Annotated in this window: 10 protein-coding genes, 1 other RNA gene and 1 pseudogene; 10 read left to right on the top strand and 2 right to left on the bottom strand. The window is 71.8% G+C overall.

Going from position 1 to position 10,795, the window contains the following annotated elements:
• The 4 genes and pseudogenes from RZ84_RS41060 to RZ84_RS13740 all read left to right on the top strand — a co-directional run.
• Positions 1-329, top strand: a pseudogene (locus tag RZ84_RS41060) (serine/threonine protein kinase); the annotation flags it as partial.
• 179 nt (positions 330-508) lie between these two features.
• A complete protein-coding gene (locus RZ84_RS13750; protein ID WP_043264563.1) occupies positions 509-1,825 on the top strand; it encodes a serine/threonine-protein kinase in 1,317 nt (438 codons plus the stop codon).
• Between the two features lie 133 nt (positions 1,826-1,958).
• On the top strand, positions 1,959-3,074 hold the full coding sequence (prfB, locus tag RZ84_RS13745; protein WP_043264562.1) for a peptide chain release factor 2: 1,116 nt from the start codon (positions 1,959-1,961) through the stop codon (positions 3,072-3,074).
• Between the two features lie 326 nt (positions 3,075-3,400).
• Positions 3,401-4,297 carry an LPXTG cell wall anchor domain-containing protein gene (locus tag RZ84_RS13740; protein WP_043264561.1) on the top strand — a complete coding sequence of 299 codons (897 nt, stop codon included), beginning with the start codon at positions 3,401-3,403 and terminating at the stop codon, positions 4,295-4,297.
• Positions 4,298-4,461: 164 nt separating this feature from the next.
• On the opposite strand, the gene RZ84_RS13735 is transcribed toward RZ84_RS13740, so the two are convergent.
• Positions 4,462-4,656, bottom strand: coding sequence for a hypothetical protein (locus RZ84_RS13735; protein ID WP_043264560.1), 195 nt, complete (start codon positions 4,654-4,656; stop codon positions 4,462-4,464).
• Positions 4,657-4,906: 250 nt separating this feature from the next.
• Here RZ84_RS13735 and ftsE point away from each other — a divergent pair, with 250 nt between their 5' ends.
• The 5 genes from ftsE to ssrA all read left to right on the top strand — a co-directional run bounded on the left by ftsE (position 4,907) and on the right by ssrA (position 8,799).
• On the top strand, positions 4,907-5,596 hold the full coding sequence (ftsE, locus tag RZ84_RS13730; protein WP_030069385.1) for a cell division ATP-binding protein FtsE: 690 nt from the start codon (positions 4,907-4,909) through the stop codon (positions 5,594-5,596).
• Between the two features lie 9 nt (positions 5,597-5,605).
• Complete coding sequence (ftsX, locus tag RZ84_RS13725) at positions 5,606-6,517, top strand: permease-like cell division protein FtsX (RefSeq protein ID WP_043264559.1); 912 nt, start codon at positions 5,606-5,608, stop codon at positions 6,515-6,517.
• 67 nt (positions 6,518-6,584) lie between these two features.
• On the top strand, positions 6,585-7,778 hold the full coding sequence (locus tag RZ84_RS13720; RefSeq protein WP_078893743.1) for a S41 family peptidase: 1,194 nt from the start codon (positions 6,585-6,587) through the stop codon (positions 7,776-7,778).
• A gap of 18 nt (positions 7,779-7,796) precedes the next feature.
• Complete coding sequence (gene smpB / locus RZ84_RS13715) at positions 7,797-8,294, top strand: SsrA-binding protein SmpB (RefSeq protein ID WP_043264557.1); 498 nt, start codon at positions 7,797-7,799, stop codon at positions 8,292-8,294.
• 135 nt (positions 8,295-8,429) lie between these two features.
• Positions 8,430-8,799, top strand: a transfer-messenger RNA (tmRNA) gene (ssrA, locus tag RZ84_RS35545).
• A 160-nt stretch (positions 8,800-8,959) separates the two neighbouring features.
• Here ssrA and RZ84_RS13710 read toward each other — a convergent pair.
• Positions 8,960-10,219 (bottom strand): MFS transporter, encoded by a 1,260-nt coding sequence (locus RZ84_RS13710; RefSeq protein WP_043264556.1) that lies wholly within the window; start codon positions 10,217-10,219, stop codon positions 8,960-8,962.
• A 124-nt stretch (positions 10,220-10,343) separates the two neighbouring features.
• Between RZ84_RS13710 and RZ84_RS41055 the strand changes: the two genes are divergently transcribed.
• The coding region (locus tag RZ84_RS41055) for a LysR family transcriptional regulator (protein WP_277816901.1) at positions 10,344-10,795 on the top strand (452 nt) is incomplete at its 3' end.

The raw sequence follows: 10,795 nt of genomic DNA, 5'->3' as shown, positions 1-10,795 counted from the left end.
GCCCGCCGCCGTACGCGCAGCAGCGGCCGGCGCCCCCGCAGCGTCGCCAGGAGCCGCCGCCGCAGCACTACGAGCCGCAGCGCCCGCCGGCCCGCGAGCCCCGGCCCCGGCGCGAGCCGCGCCCGCGCAGCGCCAACCCGATGCGGATCCCCGGGCTGGGCTGCCTCAAGGGCTGCCTGTTCACGCTGCTGCTGCTGTTCGTGGCGGGCTGGCTGGTGTGGGAGTTCACCCCGCTCCAGCAGTGGATCGGGACGACCAAGGGCTTCTTCGCGCAGGTCGGTGACGTCTTCAAGAGCGTGCAGCACTTCGTACAGAGTCTCGGCGGCTGACGTCCCGTACGGACGGACCGGCGCGACATCGTGGATTTGTCGACTTCTGACCGGTGAATTCCCGTACAGAAGTGAAGGTTGCCGCCATTCAGGGCACTGAACCCCCCGGCGCACGCGTAGCTTTGACGCCAACTTCAGCCCCCGCAGGACGCTCGGGGGCCCGACACGTCGGAGCAGTCTTGGCACGGAAGATCGGCAGCCGGTACACCGCCCACCAGATCCTGGGGCGCGGCAGTGCCGGCACGGTATGGCTGGGCGAGGGTCCCGAAGGGGCCGTGGCCATCAAGCTGTTGCGTGAGGATCTCGCCTCCGACCAGGAGCTCGTCGGCCGCTTCGTACAGGAGCGGGCGGCGCTGCTGAGCCTGGAGCACCCGCATGTCGTCGGCGTCCGCGACCTGGTCGTCGACGGCGCCGACCTGGCGCTGGTCATGGACCTCGTACGGGGCACCGACCTGCGCACCCGTCTGGAGCGCGAGCGCCGGCTGGCCCCGGAGGCGGCGGTCGCCATCGCCGCCGATGTCGCCGACGGCCTCGCCGCCGCGCACGCGGCCCGCATCGTGCACCGCGACGTCAAGCCGGAGAACGTCCTGCTGGACATGCAGGGCTCGCTCGGCCCCGGTGGCGCGCACCCCGCGCTGCTCACCGACTTCGGCATCGCGCGGCTGGTCGACTCCCCCCGCAGGACCCTCGCCCAGCCCCCGGCCGGCGGAAGCTCCGCCCCGCTCCGCTCGGCCAAGGTCATCGGCACCCCCGACTACCTCGCCCCGGAGATCATCGAGGGGCTGCCGCCGCGCGCCTCGGTGGACGTCTACGCGTTGGCGACGGTCCTGTACGAGATGCTCGCCGGCTTCACGCCCTTCGGGGGCGGGCACCCCGGTGCGGTGCTGCGCCGCCATGTCACCGAGAGCGTCGCCCCGCTGCCCGGGATCCCGGACGAGCTGTGGCAGCTACTGGTCCAGTGCCTGGCCAAGGCGCCCGCGTCCCGGCTGCGCGCCCCGGAGCTGGCCGCCCGGCTGCGCGAGATCCTGCCCGGCCTGGCCGGTATGCCGCCGCTGGACATCGACGAGCCCGAGGGTGACCGGCCCGAGGACGAGGCGGAGAGCGGCGCCCCCGCCGGGTCCCGCGAGGATTCCCGTTACCCGGCCGCGGCGCCCGGCGAGGCCGGCCCGCCGCGGGGCGCGGTCCCACTGGTCCAGGGGTCGGCGCCGGACTCCAACCGGGAGACGCACACCAGCATGCGGGTCCCGGGCCCGGACGAACTGGCCGGCGGCGCGCACGGCACCGCCCGCACCCCGCGGGCCGCCGGCGAGCGCCGGGCGGGCTCGGCCCGGCACCGCTCGACGGCCGAGGCGGTGCGCCGCCGCCGGATCAAGCTCGGCGCGGCCGCCGCGCTGGTCGTCGTGGCGGCGGCCCTCGGCGGTTGGCTGGCCTCGTCGGGCGACGAGCCGGGCGACGCCACCCCGGGCGTGCACCAGCCGGGCGGCACCACCCCGTGACGGGCGCCCGGGTCCCGTACGCCGCCGTGGGACGCCCCGGCGTACGGGCCCGGCGGGCGCTGTGCATCGGGCCCGGGGGATCCGGACCACCGGGCCGGGGCATGTTGCCGGCGGCAGCCGTTAGGCTGGGTGCGTGGCAGTCGTCGATGTATCCGAAGAGCTGAAGTCCCTCTCCTCGACCATGGGGTCGATCGAGGCCGTCCTGGACCTCGACAGGATGAGGGCCGATGTCGCCGTGCTTGAGGAACAGGCCGCGGCGCCTTCCCTGTGGGACGACCCGGAGAACGCGCAGAAGATCACCAGCCAGCTGTCCTACCTCCAGGGCCAGCTGCGCCGGGCCGAGGAGCTGCGCGGCCGTGTCGACGACCTCGAGGTGCTCTTCGAGCTCGCCGAGGCCGAGGGCGACGAGGACGCCCGCGCCGAGGCCGAGGGCGAGCTGGCCGACGTCCGCAAGGCGGTCGACGAGCTGGAGGTCCGCACGCTGCTCTCGGGCGAGTACGACGCCCGCGAGGCCGTGGTCAACATCCGCGCCGAGGCCGGCGGGGTGGATGCCGCGGACTTCGCCGAGAAGCTCCAGCGGATGTATCTGCGCTGGGCCGAGCGCCACGGCTACAAGACCGAGCTCTACGAAACCTCGTACGCCGAAGAGGCCGGCATCAAGTCGACCACCTTCGCCGTCCAGGTGCCCTACGCCTACGGCACGCTCTCCGTGGAGCAGGGCACCCACCGCCTGGTGCGCATCTCGCCGTTCGACAACCAGGGCCGCCGCCAGACCTCCTTCGCGGGTGTCGAGGTGCTGCCGGTCGTCGAGCAGACCGACCACATCGAGATCGACGAGTCCGACCTGCGGGTGGACGTCTACCGCTCCTCGGGCCCCGGCGGCCAGGGCGTCAACACCACCGACTCCGCGGTCCGGTTGACGCACATCCCCACCGGCATCGTCGTCTCCTGCCAGAACGAGCGCTCGCAGATCCAGAACAAGGCCACCGCCATGAACGTCCTCCAGGCGAAGCTGCTGGAGCGTCGCCGCCAGGAGGAGCAGGCCAAGATGGACGCCCTCAAGGGCGACGGTGGCAACTCCTGGGGCAACCAGATGCGTTCGTACGTGCTGCACCCGTACCAGATGGTCAAGGACCTGCGGACGGAGTTCGAGGTGGGCAACCCGCAGTCCGTGCTGGACGGTGACATCGACGGCTTCCTGGAGGCCGGTATCCGCTGGCGAAAGCAGCAGGAGCAGCAGGCGAAGTAGGCCGCGAAGGAAGCCGCGAAAGCCGACAGCAACTGCCTCCCCGAAGGGGGGCAGTTGCTGTGTGCGGTGGCGGTTAGGTCACAGTCGTACGTCCATGTATCGCCCAAGCCATGGCAATTCAGACATCGGACCTTTAATCGACCTTGACGATGTTCGGAGAACTGGGAAGGCTGGGCGCGGCATGCGTATGTCATGGGGCGCGTGTATGAACGGGGAGTTGAGTGGCCCGCCGGCAGTGCGGGGCCGGGACTCGCGTACCCCCATCGGCCGTTGCCCCGTACAGCGATGCTCCATTGACGAGTTCAGCTACTGGGGGTAGCAGGCACATGACGAAGAAGACGCGGCTGCGCGTAGCGCGCATTGCGGCCGGTGCGGTGATCGCGGCCGGTGCGTCGCTCACCGCCGCCGGCGCGGCATCCGCCGCAGGTACCGACAATGTCGGCCAGGCCAAGCACCAGGACCACAGCCTCATCGGCGGTCTCCTCGGTGGCATCTTCGGTGGCGGTGACTCCACCGGCGGTGACTCGACCGGTGGCGACTCCACCGGCGGCCAGAACTCCGGCGGCACCACCACCGGCGGCGAGATCGGCGGCAACAGCGGCGGCCAGAACTCCGGCGGTCAGTCGACCGGCGGCGACTCCACGGGTGGCGACAGCACCGGTGGTCACAACACCGGTGGTCAGTCGACCGGTGGCGACAACACCGGTGGCCAGAACTCCGGTGGCCAGACCGGCGGTCAGAGCAGCGGTGGCACCACCGGCGGCAACACCGGTGGTCAGAACTCCGGTGGCCAGAACTCCGGCGGTCAGACCGGTGGCGACAACACCGGCGGCACCACCGGCAGCACTACGGGTGGCGGTAACACCGGTGGCACCACCGGCAGCACCACGGGTGGTGGCAACACCGGCGGCACCACCGGCGGCAGCCACTCCGGCGGCACCTCCACCGGCGGCGACAGCAGCACCGGTGGCGACAGCACCGGCACCGGCACCGACAACCAGGGCTCCAAGCCGGTCGACCAGCCCGGCCAGGGCAAGGACCAGGTCGTCGACACCCCGGGTCAGGCCAAGCAGCAGGCCAAGGGTGGTCAGCTGGCGGAGACCGGTGCGTCCGGCACCACCTTCCTGATCATCGGCGCGGCCACGATGATCGCCGGCGGTGTGGGCTTCCGGGTCCTGCCCCGTCTGATCAACAAGAACGGTGGCGGCGCGGCGGCTGCCTGACGCTGACGCGGCACACGACGAGGGGCCCGGGACGCATGCGTCCCGGGCCCCTCGGTGTACGGATACGGCATTCGGGCACCCTCGTGCGCGAATGCGGCGGCAGACCGCCCCGGGCCGCCGCCGTCACCCTGGGTGCCGGCGCGGTGACGGGACCGCGGGCGCCGTTACGCCACGGCCTGGCGCAGCACTGCGGCGAGCGCGACCAGCATGATCAGCAGGGCCACCAGCATCGCGGGGTTGAGCTGGCCGAAAATACCGGCCTGCTGCTGGAGCCGTTCCCTGCTCGCCCGGCACACAGGGCAGCGGCCCTCGCTCACAGGGGCCGCGCAATTGGCGCACACCAATCGGTCGTACGTCATGCGACCTCCTTCTTTACCGCACCAACGCACCAGGAGGAGCGATGGTTCCCCCTACCACTGTGCCAGCTCCGCCGCCGAACGGCGCGCCCCGCGGGATTGTGCGCCTTTTGTCCCCCTAGGCGCCGTGACGAAATGCACCAACTCCGCACGACGGCTTCGCCGCCACCCGAGGTTCGCGTAGGGTCACGCTCACCGACGGGAGCCCTCACCGGTAACCCGTGCCCCTACCCAGGTCGACCGTGGTGCATCAGTGATCCGATTCGACAACGTCTCCAAGACCTACCCGAAGCAGAACCGCCCCGCCCTCAGGGACGTCTCCCTGGAGATCGAGCGCGGCGAGTTCGTCTTCCTGGTGGGTTCCTCGGGCTCCGGTAAGTCCACCTTCCTGCGGCTGCTCCTGCGTGAGGAGCGTGCCAGCCATGGCGCCGTGCACGTACTGGGGAAGGATCTCGCCAAGCTCTCCAACTGGAAGGTCCCGCAGATGCGGCGCCAGGTGGGCACGGTCTTCCAGGACTTCCGGCTGCTCCCCAACAAGACGGTGGGGCAGAACGTCGCCTTCGCGCTGGAAGTCATCGGCAAGCCGCGCGGGCAGATCCGCAAGACGGTGCCCGAGGTCCTCGAACTCGTCGGCCTCGGCGGCAAGGAGGACCGTATGCCCGGTGAGCTCTCCGGTGGTGAGCAGCAGCGCGTCGCCATCGCACGGGCCTTCGTCAACCGCCCGATGCTGCTCATCGCGGACGAGCCCACCGGCAACCTCGACCCGCAGACCTCCGTCGGCATCATGAAGCTGCTGGACCGGATCAACCGGACCGGTACGACGGTGGTCATGGCAACCCACGACCAGCAGATCGTCGACCAGATGCGCAAGCGGGTCATGGAACTCGAGAAGGGCCGGCTCGTACGCGACCAGTCGCGCGGCGTGTACGGCTACCAGCACTGAAAGGACGCCATGCGCGCCCAGTTCGTCCTGTCGGAGATCGGCGTCGGTCTCCGCCGAAACCTCACGATGACCTTCGCCGTCATCGTCTCCGTAGCCCTGTCGCTCGGCCTGTTCGGCGCCTCGCTGCTGATGCGGGACCAGGTCAGCACCATGAAGGGCTACTGGTACGACAAGGTCAACGTCTCCATCTTCTTCTGCAACAAGAACGACTCCGAAACGGCCGGCAACTGCGCCAAGGGCGCGGCCACCCAGCAGCAGAAGGACGACATCAAGGCCGAGCTGAACCGGCTGCCGATCGTGCAGAACGTGCAGTACGAGTCCAGCGACCAGGCGTACAAGCACTACAAGGAGCAGTTCGGCGACACCCCGGTCGCCGGTCTGGTGACGCCCGACCAGCTGCCGGAGTCCTTCCGGGTCAAGCTGAAGGACCCGACGAAGTTCGCGGTCATCAAGTCGGCGTTCTCGGAGCGGCCCGGCGTCGAGCAGGTGCAGGATCAACGGGACACCGTCGAGCCGCTGTTCAACCTCCTCAACGGCATGAACATCGCCGCGCTGTGCGTGATGGGGCTGATGCTGGTCGTTGCGCTGATGCTGATCGTCAACACCGTGCGGGTGTCGGCGTTCAGCCGCAGGCGGGAGACCGGGATCATGCGGCTGGTGGGAGCGTCCAGCTTCTACATCCAGATGCCGTTCATCCTGGAGGCCGCCATCGCCGGTCTGCTCGGCGCGCTGTTCGCGTGCGTGCTGATCGGCGGCGGCAAGTACCTCCTCATCAACAACTGGCTGGCGAAGAAGATCCAGGTGATCAACTTCATCGGCTGGGACTCGGTGATCGCGGTGCTGCCGCTGGTGCTGCTCATCGGGCTGCTGATGCCCGCGCTCGCCGCGTTCTTCGCGCTGCGCAAGTACCTCAAGGTGTGAGCTTCGCCAAGGGCGCCGTACGGACAACTCCCCGTACGGCGCCCTTCCGTCGCCTAGACTCACCCGCATGTCGGGCCCGTGTTCGTACGGCCGGCCCCGCCGCATCCGCCGCGGGGCGGCCCTTACGTTGTTCCTCGCCGGGGTGCTGGCCGCGGGGGCGGCGACCGGGGCCTGGCACGAGGAGGCGGAGGGCGCCGTCGAACAGGTCGCCGCGCAGCGCCCGGCCGGGCAGCCGGCCGCCGACCGCGCGGCCGTCGAGCGGGCCGCGGCGCAGGCCGTCGCGGACGGCAAGTCCGGTTCGCAGGCCGCCGCCGAGGTGGTCAGCCGCAGCGGCGACCGCTGGTCGGCGATCTACACCCCCGGGGAATTCGAGGACTTCCAGGCGCAGTTGGACGGCGCCTATGTCGGCGTCGGCCTGTGGGTGCGGCAGCGGCCCGGCGGCCGGATCACGGTGTCCCGGGTCCAGCCCGGCAGCCCCGCCGCCCGCGCCGGGATCGCGGTGGGGGACCGCCTGGACGCCATCGACGGCCGGGTGTCCCGGGGGCGGCCGGTCACCGAGACGGTAGCCCGGCTGCGCGGCGACCCCGGGGGCGCTCCGGGGGCCGCGGCCGGTACCCCCGTCCGGCTGGACCTGGAGCGGGCCGGCCGGCACTGGAACGTGACCCTGCACCGCGCCCGGCTGCGCACCCAGAACGTCACCGTGGACCGCCCGTCCGGCGCCGGCGGCCCGACCCGGATCAAGGTCGCCGCGTTCACCAGGGGCACCGGCGCGGCCGTCCGGCGCGCGGTCGCCGCCGCCGACCCGCGGCACGGGCTGCTGCTGGACCTGCGCGGCAACACGGGCGGCCTGGTCACCGAGGCCGTCGCCACCGCGTCGGTCTTCCTGCACGGCGGCCTGGTCGCCACCTACGACATCCACGGCATCGAGCGCGCCCTGTACGCCGAGCGTGCCGGCGACACCCGCATCCCCCTGGTCGTGCTGGTCGACGGCGGCACGATGAGCGCCGCCGAGCTGCTGTCCGGCGCCCTCCAGGACCGCGGCCGGGCGGTGGTGGTCGGCTCCCCGACGTTCGGCAAGGGCTCGGTCCAGATGCCCAGCGAGCTCGCCGACGGTTCGGTCGCCGAACTGACCGTCGGCCACTACCGCACCCCCGCCGGCCGTGCCGTCGACGGCGCCGGCATCACCCCCGACCTGATCGTCGAGGACCATGCGGAGAACCGGGCCCGCACAGTATTGAGTGGCCTCGGCACCGGCGTGTAGTGCGAAAATGGCCGCACTATGGCTAAGGACAAGGGCAAGGACAAGAACGCCGGGCGCAAGCTCGTCGCGCAGCACAAGAAGGCGCGGCACGACTACCACATTCTGGACACCTACGAGTGCGGTCTGGTGCTGACCGGCACCGAGGTGAAGTCGCTGCGCCAGGGCCGGGCGTCGCTGGTGGACGGATTCGTCCAGATCGACGGCAACGAAGCCTGGCTGCACAACGTACACATCCCCGAATACGCCCAGGGCACCTGGACCAACCACAGCGCGCGGCGCAAGCGGAAGCTGCTGATGCACCGCGCCGAGATCGACAAGCTGGAGTCCAAGAGCCAGGAGTCGGGGCACACGATCGTGCCGCTGTCCCTCTATTTCAAGGACGGCCGGGCCAAGGTCGAGATCGCGCTGGCCAAGGGCAAGAAGGAGTACGACAAGCGGCAGACGCTCCGCGAGAAGCAGGACCGCCGGGAGGCGGAGCGGGCGATGTCGGCGGCCCGCCGCAAGCAGCGCGCCTGAGGGGACCTCGTACGAGCGAACCTCTTACGGGGCCGCCGGGAGCCACCGGGGAATACGCTGGCACCGCCGTGCGTTGGTCACGTACGATGGGTGCGCACCCCAGGAGGGGTGTGCACCACCTTGATAAATCAACATGGGGATGATCGGTTTCGACAGCGGATGTCGAAGCAGGGGAAGCGAGTCGAGGAAGCGGCAATGATCTCGTTAACCATGTGTCGCAACCAATAATCGCCAACACCAAGCGCGATTCCTTCGCCCTCGCTGCCTAAGTAGCGACCTGCGAAGTGTCAGCCCGGGGATGTTCCCGACCCGGATCCTGGCATCAGCTAGGGAACTAAACTCCTGAACCCGGTCACGGGGTGCAGGAGGAAATCCAACAGTGACTGAGCCCGTCGGAGACTTGTTCGCGTGATCTCCGGGGCCGAGAAAATCGCAGCGAACTGCACTCGGAGAAGCCCTGATTCCGCACCGTTGGACGCGGGTTCGATTCCCGCCATCTCCACGAAGACGACAGGCGACGTGTGCCCGCGAAAAGCGCGGGCCACGTCGCCTTCGTCGTTTGTGCGCGGCTTCGCCGCGCGAAGCGGGGGCTTCGCCACCCGCACCCCCCCTTGTCCGGGGCGGGCCCGTTACCCGGGGTGGGTCGCTTACCCGGGGGCCGCCCGTCATGCCCGCCGGGCCGAGGCCGTCGCGGTGACCGCGAGCGCCAGCGCCGCCGCCGCGGCCGGTACGGCGTATCCGGCGGCGGGCGCCGGCAGGTGGTCCGCGCTCCAGCCGCCGGCCGCCGAGCCGGCCGCGATACCGGCCAGCAGGGCGGTCACCGCCAGCGTCATCCCCTCGTTCAACTGGCCTGCGGGCGTGCGGGATTGGATCAGTCCCATCCCGGTGACCATGGTCGGCGCGGTGGCCATGCCGGCCGTCAGGAGGGCCGCGGCCAGGGCCCAGGGGGAGCCCGTAGCGGCGGCCGGGAGCGGCAGCAGCATCAGGGCGGTCATGGCGGCGGTGCAGGCGAGGAAGCGGCGGGCGGGGCGGTTCGCGGGGCGGAGCAGCCCGTACAGGAGTCCGGCGGCGCACGAACCGGCCGCCTGGAGCGCGAGCAGGGCGCCCGCGGCGGCGCGGATGCCGTGCCGGTCCGCGTAGGCGAGGGTGACCACCTCCAGGGAGCCGAAGACCGCGCCGGTGGCCAGGAAGGCCAGCAGCAGCGGCGGCAGGCCGGGGCGGCGGAGCGGGGAGCGGCGGCGGGCCGGCGGGCGGGCGGCCACCGGCGGTTCGGTGCGGCGCTGGGCGGCGAAGAGGAGGACGCCGGTCAGCAGCAGGGCCGCCGCGGTGGCGGTGCCGGCTTCCGGGGCGACGGTGGTGCACAGCAGCGTCGCCAGGACCGGGCCGAGCAGGAAGCACAGCTCGTCCGCGGCCTGCTCGAAGGAGTTCGCGGTGTGCCGGGCGGCCGGGTCGTCGCGGAAGAGGTGCGCCCAGCGGGCGCGGGACAGCCCGCCGGTGTTGGGGGTGGTGGCGGTGGCGGCATAGCAGGCGAAGAGGGTCCAGGGGGGCGCGCCGAAGTGGACGCACAGCAGCAGGGCGAGCGAGCCGAGGGCGGCCAGGGCGGTGGCCGGGACGGCGATCCGGGACTGGCCGTGGCGGTCGATGAGCCGGGCGGTCCAGGGGCCGACCAGGGCGGTCGCCGCGAGCCCGGTGGCGGTGACCGCGCCGGCCAGCGCGTAGGAGCCGCGGGCGCCGGCGATCATCAGGACCGCGCTGACGCCGAACATGCCCATGGGGAGGCGGGCCGCCAGGTTGGCGGCGGTGAAGGCGCGGGTGCCGGGGACGGCGAAGATCCGGGCGTAGGGGGAGCGGGGGCGGCGGGGCCGGGGGCGTACCGGCGGGGGCGTCACGGGCCGGGCGGCGAGGAAGAGGATCACGCCGTCCACGGTCGCGGCGCTCCCCGGCGGGCGTCCAACACCTGACCGGGGCCGATTGACGCGCCCGTGTGGTGAGTTGTGCCGCACCGGGGCCGTGCGGGGCCGGTGCCGGTGCCGGTGTGAGGATGGGGTGGTGCCGTACGACATCGAACCGCGGCTGCTGCGGGCGTTCACCGCGGTCGCCGACGAGCTGCACTTCACCCGGGCCGCCGCCCGGCTCTACGTCGCCCAGCAGGCGCTCAGCCGCGATATCCGGCGGCTGGAGCGGGAGTTGGGGGCGCCGCTCTTCGTGCGGACCACGCGGAAGGTCGCGCTGACCGCGGACGGGACGCGGCTGCTCCCGTACGCGCGGCGGGTGCTGGCGGCCCACGACGAGCTGGCCGTCGCGTGCCGGGCCGGGGCCGGCCGGCCGCTGGTGGTGGACGTCGGGGCGCCGGTCGGCACCGCGTACCGGGTGCTGGCCGAGGCCCGGCGGCGGGTGCCGGACAGCTGCGAGCTGGTCGCGCGGTTCCACAGCGGGCTGACCGGGGCGGCGGCGGAGCTGGCCGCCGGGCGGCTGGATGTGTCGTTCGGGCGGATCGCGGG

This window comes from Streptomyces sp. CT34, from assembly GCF_000805335.1.
GTDB lineage: Bacteria > Actinomycetota > Actinomycetes > Streptomycetales > Streptomycetaceae > Streptomyces.
Note: the sequence above shows the minus strand (reverse complement) of the source record. Positions and strands in the feature narration are given on the sequence as shown.